The 25663-nt window shown below is 69.8% G+C and carries 24 protein-coding genes; 3 read left to right on the top strand and 21 right to left on the bottom strand.

Translation table 11 applies throughout. The annotated features are described in order from the left end of the window. Window positions 1–55: 55 nt before the first annotated feature. The gene (locus BM066_RS17225) at window positions 56–2167 is read right to left on the bottom strand and encodes a ComEC/Rec2 family competence protein (protein ID WP_369823251.1); all 2112 of its coding nucleotides are present in this window, start codon (window positions 2165–2167) and stop codon (window positions 56–58) included. A 109-nt stretch (window positions 2168–2276) separates the two neighbouring features. On the opposite strand from BM066_RS17225, the gene gltX reads away from it, so the two are divergent. Together gltX and gltA are read left to right on the top strand one after the other, a co-directional pair. Then, a complete protein-coding gene (gltX, locus tag BM066_RS17220) occupies window positions 2277–3698 on the top strand; it encodes a glutamate--tRNA ligase (RefSeq protein WP_089929677.1) in 1422 nt (473 codons plus the stop codon). 66 nt (window positions 3699–3764) lie between these two features. Continuing rightward, on the top strand, window positions 3765–5045 hold the full coding sequence (gene gltA, locus BM066_RS17215; RefSeq protein ID WP_089929676.1) for a citrate synthase: 1281 nt from the start codon (window positions 3765–3767) through the stop codon (window positions 5043–5045). A gap of 54 nt (window positions 5046–5099) precedes the next feature. On the opposite strand, the gene BM066_RS17210 is transcribed toward gltA, so the two are convergent. From BM066_RS17210 to rpsB, 17 genes are all read right to left on the bottom strand, one after another. Then, on the bottom strand, window positions 5100–5372 hold the full coding sequence (locus BM066_RS17210) for an EscU/YscU/HrcU family type III secretion system export apparatus switch protein (RefSeq protein WP_089929675.1): 273 nt from the start codon (window positions 5370–5372) through the stop codon (window positions 5100–5102). A 10-nt stretch (window positions 5373–5382) separates the two neighbouring features. Then, window positions 5383–7062: a flagellar hook-length control protein FliK gene (locus BM066_RS17205; RefSeq protein ID WP_089929674.1), complete on the bottom strand. Its 1680-nt coding sequence runs from the start codon at window positions 7060–7062 to the stop codon at window positions 5383–5385. 106 nt (window positions 7063–7168) lie between these two features. Further along, window positions 7169–8356, bottom strand: coding sequence for a lipid-A-disaccharide synthase (gene lpxB, locus BM066_RS17200; protein WP_089929673.1), 1188 nt, complete (start codon window positions 8354–8356; stop codon window positions 7169–7171). Next, window positions 8353–9195 carry a UDP-2,3-diacylglucosamine diphosphatase gene (locus tag BM066_RS17195; protein WP_089929672.1) on the bottom strand — a complete coding sequence of 281 codons (843 nt, stop codon included), beginning with the start codon at window positions 9193–9195 and terminating at the stop codon, window positions 8353–8355. The genes lpxB and BM066_RS17195 overlap by 4 nt, the downstream gene beginning before the upstream one ends. A gap of 8 nt (window positions 9196–9203) precedes the next feature. After that, window positions 9204–9998 (bottom strand): acyl-ACP--UDP-N-acetylglucosamine O-acyltransferase, encoded by a 795-nt coding sequence (lpxA, locus tag BM066_RS17190; RefSeq protein ID WP_089929671.1) that lies wholly within the window; start codon window positions 9996–9998, stop codon window positions 9204–9206. After that, window positions 9995–10471 (bottom strand): 3-hydroxyacyl-ACP dehydratase FabZ, encoded by a 477-nt coding sequence (gene fabZ / locus BM066_RS17185; RefSeq protein WP_089929670.1) that lies wholly within the window; start codon window positions 10469–10471, stop codon window positions 9995–9997. The genes lpxA and fabZ overlap by 4 nt, the downstream gene beginning before the upstream one ends. After that, window positions 10468–11490 (bottom strand): UDP-3-O-(3-hydroxymyristoyl)glucosamine N-acyltransferase, encoded by a 1023-nt coding sequence (gene lpxD / locus BM066_RS17180; protein WP_089929669.1) that lies wholly within the window; start codon window positions 11488–11490, stop codon window positions 10468–10470. The genes fabZ and lpxD overlap by 4 nt, the downstream gene beginning before the upstream one ends. A 46-nt stretch (window positions 11491–11536) precedes the next feature. Continuing rightward, complete coding sequence (locus BM066_RS17175; RefSeq protein ID WP_089929668.1) at window positions 11537–12184, bottom strand: OmpH family outer membrane protein; 648 nt, start codon at window positions 12182–12184, stop codon at window positions 11537–11539. 5 nt (window positions 12185–12189) lie between these two features. Continuing rightward, complete coding sequence (gene bamA / locus BM066_RS17170; protein WP_089929667.1) at window positions 12190–14550, bottom strand: outer membrane protein assembly factor BamA; 2361 nt, start codon at window positions 14548–14550, stop codon at window positions 12190–12192. A 29-nt stretch (window positions 14551–14579) separates the two neighbouring features. Beyond that, window positions 14580–15776: a M50 family metallopeptidase gene (locus BM066_RS17165; protein ID WP_089929666.1), complete on the bottom strand. Its 1197-nt coding sequence runs from the start codon at window positions 15774–15776 to the stop codon at window positions 14580–14582. Between the two features lie 29 nt (window positions 15777–15805). Next, complete coding sequence (locus BM066_RS17160) at window positions 15806–16999, bottom strand: 1-deoxy-D-xylulose-5-phosphate reductoisomerase (protein WP_089929665.1); 1194 nt, start codon at window positions 16997–16999, stop codon at window positions 15806–15808. Beyond that, complete coding sequence (locus tag BM066_RS17155; RefSeq protein WP_089929664.1) at window positions 16987–17835, bottom strand: phosphatidate cytidylyltransferase; 849 nt, start codon at window positions 17833–17835, stop codon at window positions 16987–16989. Before BM066_RS17155 ends, BM066_RS17160 begins: the two co-directional genes overlap by 13 nt. Further along, on the bottom strand, window positions 17813–18592 hold the full coding sequence (uppS, locus tag BM066_RS17150) for a polyprenyl diphosphate synthase (protein WP_089929663.1): 780 nt from the start codon (window positions 18590–18592) through the stop codon (window positions 17813–17815). The genes BM066_RS17155 and uppS overlap by 23 nt, the downstream gene beginning before the upstream one ends. Window positions 18593–18635: 43 nt before the next feature. After that, on the bottom strand, window positions 18636–19202 hold the full coding sequence (gene frr / locus BM066_RS17145; protein WP_089929662.1) for a ribosome recycling factor: 567 nt from the start codon (window positions 19200–19202) through the stop codon (window positions 18636–18638). Window positions 19203–19227: 25 nt separating this feature from the next. Further along, window positions 19228–19965 carry a UMP kinase gene (gene pyrH, locus BM066_RS17140; RefSeq protein WP_057184071.1) on the bottom strand — a complete coding sequence of 246 codons (738 nt, stop codon included), beginning with the start codon at window positions 19963–19965 and terminating at the stop codon, window positions 19228–19230. Window positions 19966–20178: 213 nt separating this feature from the next. Then, the gene (gene tsf, locus BM066_RS17135) at window positions 20179–21117 is read right to left on the bottom strand and encodes a translation elongation factor Ts (protein ID WP_089929693.1); all 939 of its coding nucleotides are present in this window, start codon (window positions 21115–21117) and stop codon (window positions 20179–20181) included. A 108-nt stretch (window positions 21118–21225) separates the two neighbouring features. Continuing rightward, window positions 21226–22092 carry a 30S ribosomal protein S2 gene (rpsB, locus tag BM066_RS17130; protein ID WP_089929661.1) on the bottom strand — a complete coding sequence of 289 codons (867 nt, stop codon included), beginning with the start codon at window positions 22090–22092 and terminating at the stop codon, window positions 21226–21228. Window positions 22093–22601: 509 nt separating this feature from the next. On the opposite strand from rpsB, the gene BM066_RS17120 reads away from it, so the two are divergent. Further along, complete coding sequence (locus tag BM066_RS17120; protein ID WP_089929660.1) at window positions 22602–23252, top strand: haloacid dehalogenase-like hydrolase; 651 nt, start codon at window positions 22602–22604, stop codon at window positions 23250–23252. Window positions 23253–23285: 33 nt separating this feature from the next. Here the strand turns inward: BM066_RS17120 and BM066_RS17115 are convergent, their stop codons facing one another. The 3 genes from BM066_RS17115 to BM066_RS17105 all read right to left on the bottom strand — a co-directional run bounded on the left by BM066_RS17115 (window position 23286) and on the right by BM066_RS17105 (window position 25621). After that, window positions 23286–23756, bottom strand: coding sequence for a DUF2269 family protein (locus tag BM066_RS17115; protein WP_089929659.1), 471 nt, complete (start codon window positions 23754–23756; stop codon window positions 23286–23288). A 15-nt stretch (window positions 23757–23771) separates the two neighbouring features. Further along, complete coding sequence (locus tag BM066_RS17110; protein ID WP_089929658.1) at window positions 23772–25067, bottom strand: SDR family oxidoreductase; 1296 nt, start codon at window positions 25065–25067, stop codon at window positions 23772–23774. A 203-nt stretch (window positions 25068–25270) separates the two neighbouring features. Next, window positions 25271–25621, bottom strand: a complete 351-nt coding sequence (locus BM066_RS17105) for a GFA family protein (protein WP_089929657.1) — start codon at window positions 25619–25621, stop codon at window positions 25271–25273. Between the last annotated feature and the right edge of the window lie 42 nt (window positions 25622–25663).

Below are 25663 nucleotides of genomic sequence, written 5' to 3'. Positions count from 1 at the left end.
CACGGCGCCTTCCGGACATTGACCGAACCGCGCCGGCCCCACACCTTCAGCACGCCTAGCGCTCCGAAACGCCGGTCCAGGGCCGCACGCCCCGCAGCGGCTGGGCCCAGACGATCCACCATTCGTCGCCGCGCCGATAGAGCTCGGCCGCCCCGTTGGCCGCGAAGTCGTCGGCGTCGAGCACGATGCGGTCGCGGCAGGCCGGCGGAACGGCCGGCGCGGCGCCGCGCAGGACGACGATCTCGGCCCCCGCGCACATCGCCGCCAAACCGTCGGCGTCCGGCGCGGCCTTGCTCCACGACAGGGCCAGGGCGACGGGCGCGCCGGCTGCTGGGACGCAGGATCGCCGGTCACAGGCGTAGAGCGGACTGGGCGCGGCGCTCTCCGGCACGCTCAGGCCCCGGCGGCGGCCCCATAGCTCGGCTCCAAACCGGCGGGCGTCCGGACGCAGCAGCACCGCTTCGCGGCCCTGGCGCACGGCCGCCGTGGTCCCATCCGGGGCGATCCAGACGTCGGGCGGCGCCGCGCGCGGCCACAGGGCCACCGCCAGGGCCAGGGGCGCGCCCAGCCAGCGCAGGCGGCCGCGCCACAGGCACAGCAGCATCAGGCCGACGAAGGCCAGGGCCAGGGTGAACGGCGGGCCGCTGGCCACCACCCGCTGGGCGCCGCCGGCGCTGGCGAAGCCGTCGGCGATCCCCATCATCGCCGCGATGCCCCAGCCGGCGATCGCCAGGAACGGTCCGCCCAGGCCGAACGGCTCCAGCGCCGCGCCCAGCGCCAGGAACGGCATGATCACGAACGACGACAGCGGCGCGACCAGGAGGTTGGCCGGCAGCCCCCAGACGGCCACGCGGTTGAAGTGCTGCATGGCGAACGGCCCGGTGGCCATGCCGGCCACGAAGCTGGCGCCGATACTGACCGCCAGCCAGCTCAGCGAACCCTGGATGGCGCGGATCCACCACGGCGCCGAGATCTCGCGCACCGGACGCGGCCAGGCCTCGGACAGCGCCACCAGGGCGGCGGTGGCGGCGAACGACATCTGGAAGCCCGGCGCGCCGGCGGACTCGGGCTGGACCAGCAGGATGATCAGGGCCGCCACCGCCAGGCCGTGCAGGGTGATGGCCTGGCGGTCGAACAGGATGGCGGCGAAGGCCACCGTGGCGGTGATCGCCGCCCGCAGGGCCGGCGGCGGCGCGCCGGAAATGACCAGATAGGTCCCGACGGCGGCCAGGCCGGCCAGGGCCGCGACCTTCTTGCCCGGGACCCGCAGCGCCGCCCACGGCCAGGCGGCGATCAGCAGCCGCACCAGGCCGAACGCGAAGCCGCCGACGATGGCCATGTGCAGGCCCGAGATCGACAGGATGTGGGCCAGGCCCGAGGCGCGCATGGCGTCGGTCTGCTCCGGGGTGATCCAGGCCTCGTGGCCGGTGACCATGGCCGCGGCGATGCCGCCGCGCGCGACGCCCATGTCCTGGACGATGCGACTGGCCAGGGGCCAGCGGAAGGCATTGACCGCCATGGCCGCCCGCAGCCGCCACGGCGGCGGGTCCAGCACGACCGGCTCGGCCCCGCCGATCGCGAAACCGACGCCGCCCACGCCATGGAACCAGGCGTCGCGGGCGAAGTCGTAGGCGCCCGGCGCGGCCGGCGGCGGCGGCGGCCCCAGCATGGCCCGCAGGCGGATCGCCTGGCCCGGCGCGGGCAGGTCCTCGGCCTCGACGGTCACCCGCACCCGCTTGGGCGTGTCCTCCGGCGCCAGGCGGCTGATCCGGACCGGCGCGACCAGCAGGCGCGGCCCGCCGGCCCCGGGGCTGATCACATCGACCACGAAACCGTCGATCGTCATCACCGCCCGCTCGCCCGCCAGGATCGGCGCGGCGACCGCGTGCGAGCGGACCTTGCCGGCCAGCGCCCCCGCCGCCAGGAAGGCCGCCAGGACCAGGAACACCGACAATCCCGCGCCCGAACCCCGGGCCAGGCGCCGCCCGGCCAGGACCGCCAGAATCGCCAGTCCCGCCGCCAGTCCGGCCAGCAGCGCCCAGGACGGTTCGGCCCTCAGCTCCAGGTAACCGGCCGCCCCCAGGCCGAACGCCACCGGCGCCCACAGCATCCAGCGCTCGCGATTGGCGTCGATCTCGCCGATCAGTGAAGCTGTTACCGCTCCCACGCTAGGACGGGCGCGAATCCGCGTGCTAAGACGCGCCGCCCAGCCACCGGATGCGTCCGGTGACGTCCTCGCCACGGCCGTGGCCTCCAGTTCGTCAGCCTTGATCCCGATGACCCAATCCCCCTCGCCCGCTTCCGGCGTCGTCACCCGCTTCGCCCCGTCGCCGACCGGCTTCCTGCACATCGGCGGCGCGCGCACCGCGCTGTTCAACTGGTTATATGCACGCCATACGGGTGGAAAGTTCCTTGTTCGCGTTGAAGACACAGATCGCGAGCGTTCGACCGAGGCCGCCGTCGCCGCCATCTTCGAAGGGCTGGACTGGCTGGGCCTGAAGTCCGACGACGAAGTGGTCTTCCAGTACAGCCGCGCCGACCGCCACCGCGAGGTCGTGCAGCAGATGCTGGCCGCCGGCCGCGCCTATCGCTGCTGGATGACCGTCGAGGAGCTGGCCGCGGCCCGCGAGGCCGCCCGGGCCGGCGGGCCGGCCCTGCGCTCGCCCTGGCGCGACGCCCCGCCGCCCGCCGATCCCAGCCTGCCGCACGTCATCCGCTTCAAGGGGCCGACTGAGGGCACGACCCTGGTCGACGACCTAGTCAAGGGTCCGGTGACCTTCAACAACGCCGACCTGGACGACCTGGTCCTGCTGCGGGCGGACGGGGCGCCGACCTACAACCTGGCCGTGGTGGTCGACGACCACGACATGGGCGTCACCCACGTGATCCGCGGCGACGACCACCTGAACAACGCCGCCCGCCAGACCCTGATCTACCAGGCCAACGACTGGGCCCTGCCGGCCTTCGGCCACATTCCGCTGATCCACGGCCCCGACGGCGCCAAGCTTTCCAAGCGCCACGGCGCCCAGGCCGTCGGCGAGTTCGCCGACATGGGCTACATCCCCGAGGGCATGCGCAACTACCTGGCGCGCCTGGGCTGGGGCCATGGCGACGACGAGGTGTTCACCGACGAGCAGGCGATCAGCTGGTTCGACGTCAAGGACGTGGTCAAGGCGCCCGCCCGCCTGGACTGGGCCAAGCTGAACTTCATCAACGGCCAGCACCTGCGCGTGGCGCAGGACGACCGCCTGGCCGACCTGACCCTGAAGGCCCTGCAGGCCCAGAAGGCGCCGCTGCCGGCCGACGCCGCCGCGCGCCTGCTGGCGGTCGTCCCGCAGGTCAAGGAAGGCGCCAAGACCATCCTGGAGTTGGCCGAGCACTGCGCCTTCGCGCTGAAGGTGCGTCCGCTGGCCCTGGAGGAAAAGACCGTCAAGCAACTGACCGACGAGACCGTGGAACGGCTGTGCCGCCTGCGCGCCCAGCTGGCCGCGGCGCCGGTCTGGGGCGTGTCGGAGCTGGAGACCCTGTTGAAATCCTTCGCCGAATCGGAGGGCGTGGGCTTTGGCAAGTTCGGGCCGTCGCTGCGCGGCATCCTCACCGGCGGCTCCCAGGCGCCGGACCTGAACAAGATCATGGCCGCCCTGGGCCGCGACGAGTCTCTGGGGCGCCTTGACGACGCCCTGGCGTCGCGCGCATGAGGCGCTATAACGCAACCGCGAAATCAAAACTGGACTGATCGTTCCATCATTGAAGGGGTCTCTCGCATGACCGACAAAGCCACGCTGACGATCGGCGACAAGAACTACGATCTGCCGATCCTCAAGGGCAGCACGGGTCCGGACGTCCTCGACGTGCGGAAACTGTACGGCGACTCCGACCACTTCACCTTCGATCCGGGCTTCACCTCGACGGCGTCGTGCGAGAGCAAGATCACCTATATCGACGGCGACGCCGGCATTTTGCTGCACCGCGGCTATCCGATCGACCAGCTGGCCGAGAAGTCCTCGTTCCTGGAAGTCTGCCACCTGCTGCTGAACGGCGAACTGCCGACGGCCGACGAATTCGCCAAGTTCGAACGCAACATCACCTACCACACGATGCTGCACGCCCAGTTCGATAGCTTCTTCCAGGGCTTCCGCCGCGACGCCCACCCGATGGCGGTGATGACCGGCGCGGTCGGCGCCCTGTCGGCCTTCTACGCCGACAGCCTGAACGTCGATGATCCCAAGCAGCGCGAGATCAGCGCCCATCGCCTGATCGCCAAGATGCCGACCATCGCCGCGCGCGCCTTCCAGTACTCGCAGGGCCGTCCGTTCGTGACGCCGCGCAACGAGCTGAGCTACTCGGAAAACTTCCTGCGCATGTGCTTCTCGGTGCCGGCCGAGGACTGGGTCCCCAACCCCGTCCTGACCCGCGCCATGGACCGCATCTTCATCCTGCACGCCGACCACGAGCAGAACGCCTCGACCTCGACCGTCCGCCTGGCCGGCTCGTCGGGCGCCCACCCGTTCGCCTGCATCGCCGCCGGCATCGCCTGCCTCTGGGGCCCGTCGCACGGCGGCGCCAACCAGGAAGCCCTGGAGATGCTGGAGGAGATCGGCTCGGTCGAGAACATCCCCGCCTATGTGCAGGGCGTGAAGGACCGCAAGTACAAGCTGATGGGCTTCGGCCACCGCGTGTACAAGAACTTCGATCCGCGCGCCAAGGTCATGCAGAAGACCTGCTACGAGGTGCTGGAGCAGCTGGGGATCAACGACCCGCTGCTGCACGTGGCCATGGAGCTGGAGAAGGTGGCCCTCAGCGATCCGTTCTTCATCGACCGCAAGCTCTACCCGAACATCGACTTCTATTCGGGCATCACCCTGCGGGCGATGGGCTTCCCGACCAACATGTTCACCGTGCTGTTCGCCCTGGCCCGCACCGTCGGCTGGATCAGCCAGTGGAAGGAAATGTTCGAGGACCCCTCGCGCAAGATCGGCCGCCCGCGCCAGCTCTATACGGGCGCGACGCAACGCGACTACGTGCCCGTCGACAAGCGCGGCTGAGCGCTTCGGCGTCGCTGAACTGGAAGAGGCCTCGCGAAAGCGGGGCCTTTTTCTTTACCGCCCCTCGGCGGACCGCAGGATGAAGCCCAGGATCTCGGCGACGGCGACGTAGAGCGCCTCGGGGATCTCCTCGTCGAGCTCGATGGTCGACAGGGCCTGGGCCAGGGCGGGGTTCTCCTCGATCGGCACGCCGTGCTCGCGGGCGGTCTCGATGATCTTGTCGCCGACCCAGCCGCGGCCGGAGGCGACCACGCGCGGGGCGTTGGGCTCCTCGTACTGCAGGGCCACGGCGATGCGCGGCCCGACGGAGCGGATCGCGCCGGTCATGTGGCCCCTCTCATGTCGCCTGGTCCAGGAACTGTCCCGGCGCGGCGGCGGGGGCGCGCGGCTGGCCGGCGTGGAAGGCGATTTCGGGCTCCAGGGCCGCCTCGCGCAGGGCGCTGCCCAGGCGCTCCTCGCCAACCCGCAGCCGGGCCATGGCGGCCGGGCGCTCGGCCCACAGAGAGACCCGGGCCCGATCGCCGGTCAAGGCCACCTGGGCGTGGACCGGGCCCATGGGCTCGACGTCCAGCGAGAAACGGGCGCGCCAGGTGCGGCCTAGGCCGCGGCCGCCCTCCCCGCCCGAACCGCCCCCGTCGCGATAGATGTCGCGGCTGATCTCGAACTGGGCGGCGGCGGGCCCCTGCGGGGTCATGAACGGCATGTCGAACACCCAGCGCTGACCGTGCTCCTCCACCGGCCGGCCGGCGACCGACGGCTCCGGCAGCGAGGCGATCTGCAGCAGTTCGGTGCGGGCCAGGGCCGCGCCGGTCTCGGCCAGCAGGCGCTGGGCGACGGCGTGGGGTCCCGCGCCGGCCGGCCGGCCCGGCTGGGCGGCGGCCTGGGCGTGGGTCGGGGCGCCGGCATAGGGCGGCGGGGTCTGGGCGGGCGGACCGGGCGCGACCTCGGGTCCGCCATAGGCCATCACCGCCGCGGAGGCCGCGCGCGGGGCCGCCAGGGGCATGGCGGGAAAGTCGTCGGCCACGATGGCCCCGAAGGCCGGCAAGGGCGGCGGTTGCGGCGCGGGGGCCGGACGGGCGGCCTGCGACGGCGCGTTGACGTTCGGCCAGCCGCCGGGCGGCCTGGCGATCGGCGAGCCAGCGTCGCGGGTCGGAACCGCGGCCAGGGGGGGACCTTCCGGATCGACGGCCATGGGGTTGGAAGACGGGCCCGCCGGACTTGGGGTCGATGAGGCCGCAGCGGTCAGGGGCCGCGATGCGCCGTGATCGACCAGTTGAGCCGAGGAGGCCGCCGCCGTGGCCGCCGGGCCCGGCGTCGCGGCGCCGGCCGTGGCGTTCAGTGTAGGACCTGCCTGGGCGGCCATCGGCGGCAGGGCGTCGGCCCAGGATTTCACCACTTCGCGGAACACCAGCAGCGCGGCCTTCAGGTCGCTGTTGGGCGTTGGGGTCGGGACGACCCTGGGCGGCGCGGTCAGGGTGCCGGTCTGCGGGCGCGGCGGCAGGCCGTCGGCGACGGTCGCCAGCCGCGCCTCCAGGAACAGGCCGGAGCGCTGCAAGGCCTGGCGGATCTCCGGACCGCTGATCTGGCCGTCCATCCGCGCGCCCAGGGCCATGACCTGGGCGATGGCCGCCTTGACCTGGCGCGGGGTGTCGGGCTCGGCGGCGGCTTGGACCATGTCGGCCATCAGGGGCGCCAGGCCGGCCTGGCGGGCGGCGGCGCGGCCTGCCGCGACGGCGACCGCGCGAGCGGGGGTTTCGACCTGGGCTTCGGGTCCTGCGGCGACGGCGCGGGCCTCAGCGGCCTTGACGCGCCCCGCCTCGCCCTCGCCCACGGCGTCCTTGGCAAGGTGGGCCAGGTCGCCCTGGGGCTGGGACTGGGATTGGTCAATCATCGCGCCCAGGGTCTCGACCGTCTGGATGACCGCGATCCGGGCGAGCGCCTCGGCCGCCTGGTCGGCCCGACTGACGGGGGCGGACGGCGTCAGGGGCGACAAAGGGGCGACCGAAAAGATCGTCACGCCAGGGCTCCAGCCGGCGACGAGAGGATCGCCAGGAGTCCCAACCTAGCCGAGAGCCGTGAAGCGGATCTTAAAGGCTTGCTTAACGCTCAGGGGATGACACCGCCTAGACGGCCCGGCCGCGCGCCCTCAGGAAGTCCAGCAGCGCCGAAGCCGCCGCCTCGGAAGGATCGGGCATGCCGCGCCCCATCTTGTCCAGGGCGGCGTTCTGGGCGGCGACCTGGGCCGTGCGCAGGGACGGATCGTCCAGCCGCCGGGCGACCTCGGCGGCCAGGGCCTGGCCCGTGCAGGCGTCCTGCAGCAGCTCGGGCGCGACCGTGTCGTCGGCGGCGATGTTGAACAGGGTCACCCAGCGCGGCTTGAACATCGACTTCAGCAGGGCGTAGGTGATCTTGCCGGTGACGTAGCCGACCACCATCGGGCAACCGGCCAGGGCCAGTTCGGTGGTCACCGTGCCGCTGCAGGCCAGGGCGACCGTGCCGGCGACCATGGCGTCGTCCTTCAGCGCCTCGTCCTCAATGACGTGAGCCCGGAACGGCCAGGCCGCGACCCGCGCCTTGACGCTGGCGGCCACCGTCGAGGCGGCGGGCACGACGACGTGCAGATCCGGCCGCTGGGCCTTGAGGCGGCGCACGGCGTCCTCGAACGGCGGCAGGACCCGCTGGATCTCGGACGGGCGGCTGCCCGGCAGCACCAGCAGGATCGGCTCGCCGGGCGCGGCGCCGATCGTGGCGCGCAGCCTGGCCGGGTCGGCCTGGCTGAAGTCGTGGGCCAGGGCCGAATTGCCGACGAACACGCTGGGCAGGTCGACCGCGTCGAAGAACGGCTTGTCCATCGGCTGGATCGACAGCAGCAGGTCCACGGCCCCGGCCAGGTCCTGGGCGCGCTGGGCGCGATAGGCCCAGACCTGGGGGGCGACGTATTTGACCAGCGGCAGGCCGGGGTCCTGCTTCCGCAGCGCCTTGGCCAGGCGAATGTTGAAGCCCCAGCTGTCGATCAGCACCGCCACGTCGGGCTTTTCGCGGGCCGCCAGGGCCAGGGTGTCCTTCAGCCGGGCCATGGCGCGCGGATAGGCCTTCAGGCTCTCCACGATGCCGAGGATGGACAACTGGGCGATGTCGAACGGGCTCTGGACGCCCTCGGCGGCCATCTTGGCGCCGCCCACGCCGACGAAGCGCACCTTGTCGCCGCCCAGCCGCTCGCGCAGCCCCCGGGCCAGCCTGGCGCCCAGGGCGTCGCCCGAGGCCTCGGCCGCCACCAGCATCACGGTCAGCGGCCGGTTCCCCGGGCTCATCCGTCGACCCGTGGTTCGACCCCGTACACGAACAGGCCCAGGTCGTCGGCGCAGGCGATGACCTGCTCGCGATCGACGATCAGCAGGCGACCGGCCTCGCCGACCACCCCGGCCAAACCAGCGCGGGCCGCGCGCTGGATCGTGGCCACGCCGATGGTGGGCAGGTCGACCTTGGTTTCCTGGATCGGCTTTGGGGCCTTGGCCAGCACGCCGCGCGGGGCCTCGGCGTTGCCGCGAATGGCCTGAGGCAGGTCTGCGACCCGGCGCAGCATGGCGTCCGTGCCCTCCTGGGCCTCGACCGCCAGGACCAGGCCATCGCAGACCACGGCGCCCTGCCCCACGTCCAGCGCGCCGATGGCCCGCGCCACGTCGAGGGCGCGATCCATGTCGGCGACATGGATTTCCTTGGGCGCATGCTTGCCCAGGGCGCCGCGCGGCAGGGTCATCTCGCCCCGCACCTCGTGGGCGCCCTCGATCGCGAAGCCTTCCTTTTCGAACTCGTCCAGCAGGCGGCGCAGCAGGGCGTCGTCGCCCTTGCGGGCGGCGCTGATCAGGCCCGGGATCACGGTCAGGCCGCGCAGGTCCGGCTTGATGGTCGAGAAGTCGGGACGATCGACGACGCCGGCGAAGCAGACGGCCTCGCAGCCCTCGGCCCGCAGCGCCTTGAACACCTTGCCGAACTCGCCCAGCCCGACCTCGACACCCGGATAGCGGGCCAGCACCGGCTGGGCGAACGACTTCAGGCGCATCACCGCGAACGGCCGGCCGGCCGCCTCGCAATGAGCCGCCAGCTCCACCGGCAGAGAACCGCCGCCGGCGATCAGACCAAGCTTGCGCACGGCCCCTCCTAGACTTCGCGCTCGGGCAGGCACAGGGGTCTGTTGGCCTCCGAGCGGATGAACTCGACGATCTCCATCACCTCGGGCGTGCCGGCATGGGCCTCGGCCACGTCGTCCAGGCGCTCCTGGAAGGTGCCTTCGTCGGCGAACAGCAGGCGGTAGGCGGCGCGCAGGGCGTTGATCGCCTCGCGGCTGAAGCCCCGCCGCTTGAGGCCGACCAGATTCAGACCCTCCAGGTGGGCATGGTTGCCCCACACCGAGCCGTACGGGATGATGTCCTTGGTCACCACCCCGCCGCCGCCGACGAACGAGTAGCGGCCGATGCGGGTGAACTGGTGGACGGCGCACAACCCGCCCATGAACACGAAGTCACCGATCACCACGTGACCGCCCAGGGTGGCGTTGTTGGCGAAGGTCACGCGGTCACCGACGATGCAGTCGTGGGCCACGTGGGCGCCGACCATATAGAGGCTGTCGGAGCCGACCTTGGTCACGCCGCCGCCGCCCACCGTGCCGGCATGCATGGTGACATGCTCGCGGATGATGTTGCGTTCGCCGATCACCAGGCGGGTGTCCTCGCCCTTATGGGCCAGGTGCTGCGGCGCGCCGCCCAGCACCGCGAACGGATGGACGGTCGTGCCCGCCCCGACCTGGGTCGCGCCCTCGATCACCGCGTGCGAGACCAGCCGCACGCCGTCGCCCAGCTGGACCTGGGGTCCCACGGTGCAGAACGGGCCGATCTCGACGTCCTGTCCCAGCTGGGCGCCGGGCGAAACGATGGCGGTCGGATGGATCTGGGTCATGCCTTGGGCGTCTCCACCACCATGGCCGCGAACTCGGCCTCGGCGGCCACCTTGTCGCCGACCTTGGCCACGCCCTTGAACTTGAAGATGCTGGAGCGGGCGCGGGTCACCTCGACCTCCATGCGGATCACGTCGCCGGGGCGCACGGGCGTGCGGAAGCGGGCGTTGTCGACCGACATGAAGAAGATGGTCTTGCCCTCGGTGTCGACCTCGAGCGACTTGCTCATCAGCACCGCGCCCGTTTGGGCCAGCGCCTCGATGATCAGCACGCCGGGCATCACCGGATTGCCGGGGAAATGGCCCTGGAAGAACGGCTCGTTGATCGTCACGCACTTGATCCCGACGATCGACTGGTGCGGGCGATACGCCTCGGCCCGGTCGACCAGCAGGAACGGATAGCGGTGCGGGATCCGGTTGAGGATCTCGGCGATGTCGATATTGGCCAGGACCTCTTCGACTTTCGATTGGCTCATTCTAGCCCCTTGGTTCCCCGGCCGCCCGCCTTGCGCGACAGCCATGCGGTCTCTCGGAGCCACCGCTTGAGCGGTCGCGCCGGAAACCCAGTCCATGTTTCGCCGGCCGGCACGTCCTTGAAGACCGACGCCGAGGCGCCGATCTGGGCGCCCGCGCCGACCGTCAGGTGATCGGCCACGCCGGCCTTCCCGCCGAACGCGACCCCGTCGCCGACCACGGTGCTGCCGGAAATGCCCGTGAAGGCGGCGGCGACGCAGTTGCGACCGAGCCGGACGTTGTGGGCGACATGGACGAGATTGTCGATCTTGGTGTTCTCGCCGATGGTCGTATCGCCGAAGGCGCCCCGATCCACGCAGCTGTTGGCGCCGATCGTCACCCCGTCCTGCAGAATGACCCGGCCCAGCTGGGGCAGGTCGACGACGCCCGCAGGCCCGCCGGCCGCGCCGAATCCGGCCTCGCCGATCACCGCCCCGGCGTGGATCGACACCCGATCGCCGATCAGGGCGAAACCGATAACGGCGTTGGCCCCGATCCGGCAGTCGCGGCCCACCGTCACGCCCGGTCCGATCGTCACGCCCGGGGCCAGATAGGTTCCCCGACCGATTCGCGCGCCCTGGCCGATGACTACGCCGGGGGACACGGTCACGCCCGCCTCCAGCACGCTGTCGGGATGGACGTGCTGCGACCCGTCGTGACGGCGCGGGGCGTGCAGCCGCCTCGCCGCCGCCGCCCAGGCCGCCTGCGGATGGCTTGTCAGCAGCAGAATGCAGCCGGCCGGGGCTTGCGCCGCCTGTTCGGGCCGCAGAAAACAGGTCGCGCCCTTCAGGCAGGCCAGATCGGCCAGGCGCTTGGGGTCGGACAGGAAGGTGACGGCGCCCGCGCCGGCGCTCTCGAGCGGCGCCACATGCGAGATCAGGTGACGGCCGTCGGCCGGATCGGCCAGCCGAGCACCGCTCAGGCTGGCCAGTTCCGCGAGGGTCGCCGGACCCAGGTCTTCGAAAAAGCGCGGGTCCGGCATCGGTCCTCTCGGGAGCGGCTCGGGCGTCATGCCCGAGCCGACTCGACTACTTCTTGGGAGTCGTCGGCTGGAGAGCTTGAGCCCCCGGAGCCGCTTGGTCCAGACGTTCGCGATCGAAGGTCAGGGTCTTGATGCGGGCGTCCACGGCGGCGACGACGGAGTCGGTGATGTCCATGGCCGGGTTGCCCAGCAGGACCGATTCCCGCTCGATCAGGATCGAGCAGGTCTTGGCCTGGTAGGCCTGGCGGATGGCCGGGTCCAGTTCCTGGTAGACGCGAGCCAGTTGCTTCTGCTCGGTGGCCTCGACCTCGCGCTGGCGCAGCTGGCCCTTACGCTGCCAGGCGTTGGCGCGCACCTGCAGGGCGGCGGCCTGCTGTTCCAGGGCGCTCTGGTCGAGGGTGGCCTTCTTGGCGTCCAGGGCCTTGGCGTCATTGTCCAGGCTGGTGCGCTCGGCGGTCAGCTCGGCGTTGACCTGCGAGATGATGGTCTTCAGGCGGGCGTCGACGGCCTTGCCGACCTGCGAGCGGGCGACGGCGCCCTGGCTCGAGAAGATGCAGACGCCGGCGATCGGCGCGCCGTGGGTGACCGGCGGCGCGGCCGGAGCCGTCGGAGGCGTGGCCTGGGCGAAGGCGCCCGACGCCGTGGCGAGAGCGGCCAGACCCGAAACGGTCGCGGCTAGGAACTTGGAGGTCATGCTGATTAGAACCTTGTGGAGGTGGAGAACCGGAAGGTTTCGGTCCTGTCGTAGCTGTCTTTAGCGAGAATATGGCTGAAATCGAACCGGATGGGGCCCATGGGCGATTTCCAGTCGATGCTCAGACCCGCCGAGGCCCGCAGGCCCAGGTCGTCCTTGATGTTCGGATTGACGCTGCCGCCCGCGGTCAGACGATCGACGTCGTCCAACTGGCCGGCCGTGCCGAAGTCGCTGAACAGCGCCGCCTTGATCCCGTATTGCTCGGGCAGGAAGGTCGGAACCGTCAATTCGAACGTGCCGATCGCATACAGCTTGGCGCCCAGGGCGCTGCTCTGCGTGGTGGTGTCGCGCGGGCCGATACCGGCGATCTCGAAGCCGCGGAACGACGAACCGCCCTTATAGAAGCGGTCGTTGATGCGGATGTTGTCGCCGCCCCACCCTTCGATATAGCCCGCCGAGCCGGTGGCGCTGAAGATGAAGTCCTTGTTGAAGCCCCAATACCAACCGGCGTCGGTCTCGGTCTTCAGGTACTTCACGTCGCCGCCGAAGCCGGCCAGATCCTGGCTCAGGTCGGCGAACCAGCCGCGGGTCGGCTGGATCGGGTCGTTGCGCTTGTCGATCCGCAGGTTGTAGCCGAACAGCGAGGTCATGTAGGAGCCGCGCTGCAAGCAGAGGATGTCGGACACCGAACCACTGGCGCAGAGGTTGTCCGCCACGCTCACCTTGTCCTGCCGGAGCTGGTAGCGCAGACCCATCGAGGCGTTCTGAGTCAGCGGGAAGCCCAGGCGCAGCGTGCCGCCGGTCGATTCCGTGTCGTAGGCGGCGTAGTCGCTCAGGTCATAGCGATAGGAGTACAGGTCCAGGCCCGCGCGCAGATCGCGGCCCAGGAAACGCGGCTCGGTGAAGCCGAAGTCGATCTGCTGGCGCAGCGAACCGACAGAGACTCGGGCCCGCAGGTTCTGGCCGCGACCGCGGAAGTTGCGCTCGGTGATCCCGACGTCCAGCACCACCTTGTCGACCGAGCTGTAGCCGGCGCTGAACGACAGCTCGCCCGTCGGCTGCTCCTCGGTCTTGACCCGCAGGGTCGTGCGGTCGGGCTGGGCGCCGGGCACTTCCTCGATGTTGACGTCCTTGAAGAAGCCCAGGGCGCGGACACGGTTCTTCGAACGGTCGACCAGGACGCGGTTGTAGGCGTCGCCCTCGGCCACTTCCAGTTCGCGGCGCACCACATAGTCCAGCGTGCGGGTGTTGCCGACGATGTCGATCCGGTCGACATAGACCCGCGGGCCTTCACGCACCGAGAACACCACGTCCACGGTGTTGTTCTCGTGGTTGGGCACGTAGCGCGGGCGCACGTCGACGAAGGCGAAGCCGGCCGCGCCCGCCGCGAAGGTCAGGGCGTCGGTGGCCTGCTCGATCTTCTCGTCTTCGTACAGCTGGCCGGCGCGGATCGGCAGGATCTGGGCCAGCAGGTTGCCGTCCAGCTTCTTCAGCTCGGTTTCGACCGTGACCTTGCCGAACTTGTACTTGGGGCCTTCGTCGATCGTGTAGGTGACCGCGAAGCCGTTCTTGTCGGTGGCCAGCTCGGCCACCGAGGCCACGACACGGAAGTCGAAATAGCCGCGGTTGCGGTAGAACTTGCGCAGCTGCTCGCGGTCGTACTCGATCCGGTCGGGATCGTAGTTGTCGTTGCTGGTCAGGAATTTGTACCAGTGCGACTCCTTGGTGACGATGACGTCCTTCAGGTCGTTGTCCGAATATTCGACGTTGCCCAGGAAGTTGACGCCCAGCACGCCGCTCTTGGGGCCTTCGTTGATCTCGAACACCAGGTCGACGCGCTTTTGCGGCAGCTCGACCACCTTGGGCGTCACGGTCGCCGAGATGCGGCCCGAACGGCGATACAGCTCGATGATGCGCTGGACGTCGGCCTGGACCTTGGCGCGGGTGAAGATGCCGCGCGGACGGATCTGGACCTCGTCCTTCAGCTTGTCTTCCTTGAGGGCCGAGTTCCCCTCGAAGACCACCTGGTTGATGATCGGGTTCTCGACGACCTTGACGATCAGGTCGCCGCCCTGCAGCTCGATCTTCACGTCGGCGAACAGGTCGGTGCGCGCCAGGGTCTTCAGCGCCAGGTCGAGGCGCTGAGGATCGACCGTCTCGCCCGGCTGGATCGGCAGATAGGACAGCACGGTCCCCTGCTCGATCCGCTCGTTGCCCTGCACCACGATGCGCTGGACCACGCCCGTGGTCTGGGCCTGGGCGAGGGCGGCCTGCGGCGCGGTCAGCGCCGTGGAACCAAGAAGGAGCGCAACGCCGGTGGCGAACGCGGCGCTATGGGCGCGGATTTTGCTCATGGGACCAATCATGGACGGACGGCTCGGCTCACGAGAACAGGTCACGAGAACAGGCCGCCAATGAATTTGAACACGTCGTAGCGGTGAAGATCGTTCCAGGCCGCGAACAGCATGAAACCAAGGATCAAGGCAAGCCCCGCTCTGAAGCCGGCCGCCTGGAACTCGGCCTTCAGCGGTCGCTTGGCGATCGCCTCATAGGCGTACATCAGCAGATGGCCGCCATCGAGAACCGGGATGGGCAGCAGGTTCATGAAACCGATGCTGACCGACAGGGTGGCGACCAGCAGCATCATGCTGACGAAGAAGCGCAGCGCCATGGTGGGGATGTTCGGCGCGTCGGCCGTGCTGGCCTTGGCCACCGCGCCGACCGTATGGCCGATGCCGATCACGCCGCTGATCTGGTCGGGCGAGATCTGGCCGGTGACCAGACGGCCCAGATAGAAGCCGATCGTGCTGATCTGATCCCAGACCTCGACCGTCGCGTCGGGAATGGCGCGCCAGACGGTCGAGCGGTAGCGGGTCGGGGTGCTGCGCCCCTCGATGCCCAGGCGGCCGATCTTCATGCGACCGTTGATCGCGTCCTGGATCTCGACCTCGCGAGGAGCGCCGGTCAGATGCAGCGTCGCCGCGCCGCGCTGGACCGTGAAATCGATCGGCAGCTTGGCGCGCAGGGCGATATAGCCGTTCAGATCCTGGAAAGTCTCGATCTTGCGGCCGTCGGCCTTCAGGATAACGTCGCCAGCCTTGAACCCCGCCGCCTCGGCGGCGCTGGCGGGACTGACGGCATAGACGCGGGCCGGATTGCGGGTCTCGCCGATCGTGGCCATGAAGACCGCCAGCACGGCGATCGCCAGCAGGAAATTGGCCACGGGTCCGGCCGCGGCGATGATCGCGCGCTGCCAGACCGGCTTGAAATGATAGTAGCGGGAAACGGCCGCCTCGCCCTCGCGCGCGGCGATCTCCTGCTTGAGAATCGCCAGGTCGCCGCCGTCGGGCACGCTGGCGGCGTTGTCGTCGCCGGAGAATCGCACGTAGCCGCCCAGGGGAATTGCGGCGATCCGCCATTCCACGCCGGTCTTGTCGCGCCACGCCACGATCTTGGGGCCGAAGCCGATCGAGAAGCAGTCGATCGCGACGCCACAAGCGCGCGCGGCCCAGAAATGGCCGAGTTCGTGCACTGTCACCACGATGGACAGCACGAGCACGAACGCGAACGCTTGCGTCAGGAACACGATCATAAGGTGGCGCCCAACTCCCCGGTCAGTCTCTAGGTACGCTTCTGGCCGACAACCTCGGCCGCAATGCGGCGGGCCGAAGCGTCGGTCATCATCGCGCTGTCGAGGGCGTCGCCGTGGCTGTCGGCGAGCTCGCCTAGGCCGTTCATGCGCTCAAGAGTCCCCGCCACCGCGCCGGCAATATCCAGAAAGCCGATCTGGCGGTCAAGGAAGGCCGCGACGGCCACCTCGTTGGCGGCGTTCATCGCGGCCGGCGCGCCGCCGCCCAGGCGCAAAGCCTCGCGGGCGATGGCGATCGACGGGAAGCGGTCCAGGTCCGGCGCTTCGAAGGTCAGGCTGGCGTACGCGGCCAGATCCAGGGGCTTGGCGGGCCACGACAGGCGCTGGGGCCAGGAGAAGGCGCAGGATATCGGGCTGCGCATGTCCGGCGGCCCCAGCTGGGCCAGCGTCGAGCCGTCGGCGTACTCGACCAGGCTGTGGATCACGGACTGCGGGTGGATCACGACGTCGATGCGCTCTTGCGGGGTCTCGAACAGGTAGGACGCCTCGATCATCTCAAGGCCCTTGTTCATCATCGTCGCGGAATCGACCGAAATCTTGGCGCCCATCGACCAGTTGGGGTGGGCCACCGCCTGCTCCGGCGTGGCTTGGGCCATGGCGGCCTTGTCCCAGGTGCGGAAGGGGCCGCCCGAAGCCGTCAGGATCAGGCGCGACACCCGGTCGATACAATCGCGCTGCAGCACCTGGAAGATCGCCGAATGCTCGGAATCGACGGGAATCACCGAGCCGCCGGCCTGGCAGGCGATGGCCAGCAAGGCCGGGCCGGCGCAGACCAGGCTTTCCTTGTTGGCCAGGGCGATGACCGCTCCGGTGCGGGCCGCGGCCAGGGTCGGGGCTAGGCCCGCCGCGCCGACGATCGCCGACATCACCCAGTCCGCGCCCATGGCGGCGGCCTCGGAGACCGCGGCGGCGCCGGCGGCGGCCCGCACGCCGGAACCGGCCAGGCGTTCGCGCAGTTCGGCCAGACAGGTCTCGTCGTCGATGACGGCGACCTGGGGCTTCCAGCGCAGGGCCTGCTCGGCCAGCTTGGCGACGTTGCGGCCGGCCGTCAGGGCCAGGATCTCGACGGCGACGCCCGCCTGTTCGAACAGGTCCAGGGTGGAGACGCCGATGGATCCGGTGGAGCCCAGCACCACGACCTTGCGGGCGGCGGTCAAGGCAGCCATCCCCACTGGTCCAGCAGCCGCGCGCCGGCGACCACGATCGCCGCGAACATCAGGCCGTCGACCCGGTCCAGCATGCCGCCGTGGCCGGGGATCAGGTCGCCCGAATCCTTCACGCCGAACCGGCGCTTGAGCATCGATTCCCAGAGGTCGCCGGCCATGGTGGCCAGGCCGCCCAGCAGGCCGATCGCGGCGGCCACGGGCCAGGCCAGGTGCAGGTCCGGCAGGGCGGGCAGAAGCTGGGACAGCGCCACGATGCCGATCGCGCCCAGCGAGGCGGCGACCAGCCCGCCGAAGAAGCCCGACCAGGTCTTGTTGGGCGAATAGCGCGGCCACAGCTTGGGGCCCTTCAGCAGGCTGCCGACAGCGAAGGCGAAGATGTCGGCGAACCAGGTGACGGTGAACATCAGCAGGGTCCACGAGAGGCCGGCGTCCATCCGGCGCAGCCAGATCATCGCGATCACCGCCGGGGCGATATAGATCACGCCATAGGCCGCGTCGGCTCGCCGCTCGACCGCACCGCGCGCCATCAGCGCCGCGGCCACGGCCCCGACGACCACGACCGGCCAGGTGATGTAGTAATGGCCGCGGAAGGCGACGATCACCGAGATCGCCACGGCCGCGCCGATCGCCAGGGCAACGCCTAGCACGGACCGCCGGGCGCTCATCTCGGCCCATTCGCGGGCCAGCAATGCGACGCCCACCAGGATCAGGCCCAGGTACCAGACATCGCCGAACCACACGGCGGCCACGACCGTAGGCACCAGCACCGTGGCCGAGGCGACACGGATCCGCAGGTTGCTCCAGTTGAAACGTTTAGCCGGCGACGGCGACGTCATCGACGGCGATACCTCCATAGCGACGGTCGCGGCTGCGATACTCCGTCAACGCGGCGGCCAGATGTTCGGGCCCATAGTCCGGCCAAAGAACATCCTGATACACGAGTTCGGCGTAGGCGCATTCCCAAAGCAGGAAATTCGAGATCCGCTGCTCGCCGCTGGTGCGCACGATCACGTCGGGCGCCGGGGCTCCGGCCGTCGACAGGCGCTGTTCGAACAGCGCCTCGTCCAGGTCGGCCGCCCGGGCCTCGCCCCGCTCCACCGCCTCGGCGAAGGCGCGCGCGGCGTCGGCGATGTCGGCCCGGCCGCCATAGTTGAACGCCACCTGCAGCAGGAAGGCGTCGTTATGGGCGGTCCGGCGCTCGGCCCGCTCGATGACGTCCAGCACGTCGGGGGCCAGGCCGGTCCGACGGCCGATGATCCGCACCCTCACGCCCTCGCGGGCCAGGCGCTCGAGGTCGGACTCCAGATAGGCCTTCAGCAGGCCCATCAGTTCCGACACCTCCTGCGGCGGACGGCTCCAGTTCTCGGTGGAGAAGCCGAACACGGTCATCACGCCCACGCCCAGCGGCGCGGCGCCTTCGACGGTCCGCTTCAGGGCGTTGACGCCGGCGCGATGACCCAGGACGCGCGGCAGGTTGCGCCGCTTCGCCCAACGGCCGTTGCCGTCCATGATGATGGCCACATGCAGGGATTGGCCCGACTTCGCGCCCCCGGCGCGCGTCGTGACATCCTGCAGGCCGGTCGTCGGCGCCATGCGCTTCAGCCTTCCCTCATCGTCCCCCACACACAGGTCGATGCTAAACCTGCATGATCTCTTGTTCTTTGGTTTTCAAGGCCTCGTCGACGCGCTTGATGGCCTCGTCGGTCATCTTCTGGACCTCCGTCTCCATCTTCTTCAGCTCGTCTTCGCTGATGACGGAAGCCTTTTCGGCCTTCTTGAGGTCGTCGTTGGCGTCGCGGCGGATGTTGCGGACCGCGACCTTTTGTTGCTCGGCGTATTTGCCGGCGACCTTGACCAGTTCCTTGCGGCGCTCCTCGGTCAGCGGCGGGATCGGGATGCGCAGGTTCTGGCCCTCGACCACCGGGTTCAGGCCCAGGCCCGCATTGCGGATCGCCTTTTCGACGGAGACGACGACGCCCTTGTCCCAGACGTTGACATTGATCTGGCGCGGCTCGGGTACGCTGATCGAGGCCACCGCGTTCAGCGGGGTCGACGAGCCGTAGGCCTCGACCATCACCTGGTCCAGCAGGCTGGCGGAGGCGCGGCCCGTGCGCAGGGAGGCGAACTCCTCCTTCAGGGCGACGACGGACTTGTCCATGCGGTCCTTGTAGCGGGACAGGACGGGCTTTTCGGCGGTGGCCATGGCTTGGGCTCTCTTCGCTGGGAAATTAGGCGGCGCGGGCGCCGGAGACGACGGTGTGCGTTCCCTGCCCCTTGAGGACGTTCAGCAGGTTGCCGCGTCCCTTGATGGAGAAGACCACGATCGGGATGTTGTTGTCGCGCATCAGAGCCACGGCCGAGGCGTCCATGACCCGCAGGTCCTTGGCCAGCACGTCCATGTAGTTGAGCGTGTCGTAGCGCTTGGCCTCAGGGTCCTTCTTGGGATCGGCGCTGTAGATGCCGTCGACGCTGGTGCCCTTGAACAGGGCGTCGCACTGCATCTCGGCGGCGCGCAGGGCGGCGGCGGTGTCGGTGGTGAAGAACGGGTTGCCTGTGCCGGCGGCGAAGATCACCACCCTGCCCTTCTCCAGGTGCCGCTGGGCGCGGCGGCGGATGTAGGGTTCGCAGACGGTGGCCATCGGGATGGCCGACTGCACGCGGGTGGAGACGCCGATGCGCTCCAGGGCGTCCTGCATGGCCAGGGCGTTCATCACCGTGGCCAACATGCCCATGTAGTCGGCGCTGGAGCGTTCCATGCCCTTGGCCGCGCCGGCCATGCCGCGGAAGATGTTGCCGCCGCCGATCACCAGGCACAGCTCGACGCCGGACTGGACGATCTCGCGGATATCCTCGGCCACCGATTCGACGGTCTTGGTGTCGATGCCGTAGGGCGTGTCGCCCATCAACACCTCGCCCGAAACCTTCAGAAGCACGCGGCGATAGGGTCTGTGCTGGGGTTCGGACATGCGGAGGCTCTTCCTGAGTCGACGGGACGCAACATAGTGCGCGTTCCGGAAAAGTGGGATCGGTTTTCCGGGCTGAAACCGGCCAGATCGCGTGCAGAACGCGACCCGCGCGCAAAAAAGGCGCGGCGCGCGCTCAATGCGCGCCGCGCCTTCGATAGGCGGTCTGGTCCGCCGCCCCCTTTTTCCGAAGACTGGGAAGGCGGCGGAGAAGACTTAGGCTTGGCCGGCCATGGCGGCGACCTCGGCGGCGAAATCGCCTTCCGGAGCCTTCTCGACGCCTTCACCCAGGGCCAGGCGAACGAAGCCCTTCACGGTGAGCGGCGAGCCCAGTTCCTTGCCGGCCTCGGCGACCAGCTGCTCGACGGTCTGGTCCGGGTTCATGACGAAGGCCTGCTTCAGCAGCACGACTTCTTCCAGGAACTTGCGGATGCGGCCTTCGACCATCTTCTCGACGACGGCGGCGGGCTTGCCCGACTCCAGCGCCTGCTCGGTGAAGATCTGGCGCTCCTTCTCGATGGCGGCCTGGTCCAGGTCGTCCGGCGACAGCGACAGCGGGGCGGTGGCGGCCACGTGCATGGCGATCTTGCGGCCCAGCTCCAGGATCTTGGCCTGGTCGCCAGCGCCTTCGATGGCCACGAGCACGCCGATACGGCCCAGGTCCGGAGCGGTCGCATTGTGGATGTAGGACGACACCGCGCCCTGGGCGACGCTGAACTTGGCCGAGCGGCGCAGGACCATGTTCTCGCCGATGGTGGCGATCAGGTTGGTCAGTACGTCCGACACGACGTCGCCGTCGGCGGTCTTGGCCGCGTTGATGGCGTCCACGCCGTCGTTGTCCAGGCCGACGGCCGCGATCTTGCGGACGGCGTTCTGGAACAGGTCGTTACGGCCCAGGAAGTCGGTCTCGGCGTTCACCTCGACGGCCGCGGCGGTCATGCCGGCGCCGTCGTTGCGGACGGCGATGCCGACCAGGCCTTCGGCCGCGACGCGGTCGGCCTTCTTGGCGGCCTTGGACAGGCCCTTGGCGCGCAGCCAGTCGATGGAGGCGTCGATGTCGCCGCCGTTCTCTTGCAGGGCCTTCTTGCAGTCCATCATGCCGACGCCGGACTTTTCGCGCAGTTCTTTCACCAGCGCTGCCGTGATCTCAGCCATGAAATCCTCCAGATTCAAACGTTTAGCGACCGAGCTTGATAGCTCGGTCGCATGACAGGGTCACGAAGACCGGGTCAGGACCGAAATCCCGACCCGGCGATCGGAAAATCAGCTCGCGGCCGGCTCGTCGGCGACGGCGTCCAGGGCTTCGGTCGTCGCGTCCTGAGCGGCTTCCGGAGCCGCTTCGGCGGCGGCGGCTTCAGCCACCGGCTCCGGGGTCAGTTCGCGGGCCAGGGTCGGCTCGACCGGAGCCACCGAGGCGCCCAGGTCGACGCCCGAAGCGGCTTGGCCGGCGGCCAGACCGTCCAGGACGGCGTCGGCGATCAGGTCGCAGTACAGCTGCAGGGCGCGGGCGGCGTCGTCGTTGCCCGGGATCGGATAGGTGATGCCGTCCGGATCGCAGTTGGTGTCGAGGATGGCGACGACCGGGATGTTCAGCTTGCGGGCTTCCAGGATCGCGATCGCTTCCTTGTTGGTGTCGATCACGAACATGATGTCGGGGATGCCGCCCATGTCCTTGATGCCGCCCAGCGACAGCTCCAGCTTGTCGCGCTCGCGGGTCAGCTGCAGCAGTTCCTTCTTGGAACGGCCGGCGCCTTCGCCCGACAGAACGCCTTCCAGCTCGCGCAGGCGCGCGATCGAGCCCGAGACGGTGCGCCAGTTGGTCAGGGTGCCGCCGAGCCAGCGGTGGTTGACATAGTACTGGGCGCAGCGCTTGGCGGCCGTGGCGACCGGGTCGCTGGCCTGGCGCTTGGTGCCGACGAACAGCACGCGGCCGCCGGCGGCGGCGACTTCACGCACCTTCACCAGGGCCTGGTGCAGCAGCGGGATCGACTGCGACAGGTCGATGATGTGGATGTTCGAACGCGAACCAAAGATGTAGCGGTCCATCTTCGGGTTCCAGCGGTGGGTCTGGTGGCCGAAGTGGGCGCCAGCTTCCAAGAGCTGACGCATGGAGAATTCGGGAAGCGCCATGATAGGTCTCCTTCTTCCGGTTGAACCTCCGTGGACACCCCCGCTCCGACGATTCGGACCGGGACCGGAACGGTAACGACGGGATGTCTCCCCGGCGTCGCCGCACGTCCACGTGTGGAATGGCCGCGCAGATAGGCGCGAACGGACCAAAAAGCAAGCCCTTAGAGGCCGAAACCTCGCCGCTCCCGCCGCCGGCCCGGCAAGGTCATGCCAGGATCCCCTCCCCGGCCGATCGGCTCAGGCGATAGAGCGCGCACGGTTCTCCCGCGCGGAGGACATCGCGGTCGAACGCGAACCCGCTCGATCCAGCACTCGACGGGAAGCCCGGTGTTCGATCATGACCACCCCGACCGGAGACGGCAGGACAGGCCCACAAAAGAACCCGATCTGTCCACAGCTGAACCTCAATCGTCACGCGTTTCTGACATAGAGCGCGTGTCTGATGGTTCGCGCCCGATCGGCCGGGATTCCTCCTCCCTCCGGCGGGCCGTAACGGGTGGAGGTTGCTCATGCTCGCGGTGTTCGATCTCGACGGCACCCTGCTGGACGGCGATTCCACGGCGCTGTGGCTGTGGGACCGGGCGCGCCGTTCCGTTCCCCGTTTCCTGGCCACGCTACTGGCCGCCCCGATCGCCGTTCCGATGGTGCTCGCGCCGCGCACCCGGCGGGCCGGGGCGTCGATCCTGCTGTGGATCGCCACGGTCGGGCTGGACGAGCGGGCCCTGCGCGAGTCCTGCGCCGACTTCGCCGCCCGCTTCCAGGCGGGGGCCCTCCCCCTGCGCTGGCGGGGCCAAGGGGTCCGGACCCTGGACGCCCACTTCGCCGGCGGCGACGAGGTGGTGGTGGTCACCGCCGCCCCGACCGTCCTGGCCCAGGCCCTGATCGCGCCCCTGGACCGGCCGATCGTCGTGCTGGGCACCTCGCTCAAGCGCCGGGCCGGCGGCTGGGTCGCCGACGTCCACTGCCGCCACCAGCGCAAGTGCCAGGCCCTGGCCGAGGCGGGTCATGGCCAGCGCTGGGCCTACGCCTATACCGACAGCCTCGACGACCTGCCTCTGCTGCGCGGGGCCGACGCGCCGATGATCGTCGGCTGCGGCAAGGCGGCCAAGCGCCGCCTCGGCCGCGCCCGCCTGCCCAACGGCCGCGCCTCGGCCTGGTAGGCCGCCGCCCCCGCCCGCTCGCTCGCTCAGGCCTCAGAACGACGGTTTGGCGATCATCAGCCACAGGATGCCGGTCACGGCGGCGAAGGCGGGAAAGCCCAGTACGAACCAAACGCGGAACAGCTTGAAATAGCGCGTGGGCAGAGCGGCGCCGTCGCGGGTCGCCGCCGTGGCCAAGTCGCGCAGCTTCAGCTGGATCCATACCACCGGCAGCCAGCACAGACCGGTGACGACGTAGAGCGCCAGGCTCAGCCCGATCCAGCCGCTCAGGATCGGATAGCCGGCCATATGGGCCAGGGCCGCGCCGGTGGTCGGCTGGGCGATGACGGCGGTGGCGGTGAACACGGTGTCGGCCAACACCACGATCCCGGCGGTGTGGGCGATCAGGGCCGGGTCGCGGGTGCGATGGGCCATCAGCATGAAGAAGGCGATGCCCGCCCCCGTGCCCAACAGCACCGTCGAGCCGATCACATGGGCGACCTTGACCAGGGTGTAGAGGTCCACCTGGGCGCTCCCGTCTCAGCGTTCGTCCAGCAGCGCCAGGGCCGCCAGGGCCAGCACCGCGGCGGGAACGCTCTTGAGAAACGGCCCCAGCGGGTCCAGCCACAAGTCGGGTCTGACAAGGGCGCCGCCGACCAGATAGCCGGCGGTCAGCGCCAGCATGCCCAGCAGGGCCGCGCCGGCGGTCCTGCGGAAGGCCAGCAGCAGGGCCAGGGCGATGTCGGCGACGCCGCCGCCGATCACCGCCGCCTTGGCCGGACCCAGTCCGACCCCGGCCGTGGTCAGCACCGACACGGCCTGGTCGAAGCCGGCGGTCAGGCCGATCAGGCCCGACAGGAACCAGAAGCCGAACAGGGTGAACAGGATCGTCGGCTTGAGGAAATAGCTCTTGGAGAACCAGCGCTCCTGCACGCCGGACGGCCAACCGTCGAGCATGGCGCGCAGCGAGCGGGGCGCGAAGCCCAGCAGCCTCTGGGCCTGGTCGGCGTCGCCGGGCACGCCGGCGCGCAGTTGTTCCAGCGAGGCCGTGCGCATCGGGCTGCGCCAGCCCAGCCAGGCCAGGGCGTCGACGGCCGCGGCGGTCATGCGGGCCAGGATCGGCGGCACGGCGACCACCCGGGCGGGCGGCAAGCCCAGCCAGCCGCGCAGCGTCGTCACCAGTTCGGCCAGGGTCACCGCCTTGGCGTGGACCAGGTCGACGCTGATCCGCCGCCGCGCGCCCAGCGCCACCGCCCGCTGCACGGCGATGGCCACGTCCTCGGCCGAGGTGGTGTGGATCAGGCTGTCGGGATAGGCGATGGGCACGACCAGTGGAAACCCCGCCAAGCCGCGCAGCAGGGCCGTGCCTCCATAGGCCGCCGGAGCCAGCACCAGGCCCGGCCGCAGGATCGTCCAGTCCAGCGCGCTGGCGCGCAACAGGGCCTCGGCCGCCTGCTTGGTGGTGTTGAAGACCGTGGGCCGGCCGGAACCGACGCCGGCCGCCGAGACGTGGACGAAACGCGTGACCCCAGCCTTGCCGCAGGCCTCGACCAGCCGCGCGACACCGTCGATGTGCACCGCCTTCAGGTTGTCGCGCGGGCTGTCCTGCAGGGCGCCGGCGCAATTGACCACGGCGTCGACGCCCTGGAGCATCGCGGCCCAGTCGGCGACCGTGGCGATCCGCAGGTCGGCGGCGCGCCAGTCGACGGCGGGGAAGCGCCGGCGAGCCGCGGCGATGTCGCGTCCGACCCCGATCACGGCGTGGTCCTCGGCCAGCAGTCGCGCGCAGACATAGCCGCCGATCAGGCCGTAGGCGCCGAGCACTAGGATTCGCATGGTTCGTCGTCCCCCGGGGACGAGGTCTAGCCCGGACGGGATCGCGGAACCAGTCGGAGCGGGTTAGAGCAAGTCGCGCGATGCAGGAATCGCACGGCCCGCTCTAACCTTTTGTTTTCGCAGCGTTTTCGCGGAAAACCGGTCTCCACTTTTCCGCACGATGCTCTAGGCGGCGCGGGCGGCTGCGTCCGCCCCGACACGCCCTAGCGCGACTTGCCGTCAAACTTGCGGGGCTCCAGGGCGAAGACGTCCACGTCGTCCAGGCAGCGGACATTGATCGCCGCCGTCTCGGCTCCGTCCGGTCCGACCCCGCGGCCAAAGGATTGGATGCCGCAGGTCCGGCAGAACAGGTGCGAGATCCTGTGGGTGTTGAAGCGGAATTCGGTCAGGGCGTCCTGGCCCTGCTTCAACTCGAACGCCGAGGCCGGCGCGAAGGCCAGCACCGAGCCCAGCTTGCCGCACCGCGAGCAGTTGCAGGTGATCAGATTGTCCAGTTCGACATCCACCGCATAGCGCACCGCGCCGCACTGGCAGCCGCCTTCATGTCTGGCCATGGGGTTTCCTCTCCTAACTCACAGGATCGCCGCGCCTTGCGC

This window comes from Caulobacter sp. UNC279MFTsu5.1, from assembly GCF_900114015.1.
Taxonomy (GTDB): Bacteria; Pseudomonadota; Alphaproteobacteria; order Caulobacterales; family Caulobacteraceae; genus Caulobacter.
This window is presented reverse-complemented; position numbering and strand designations above follow the sequence as displayed.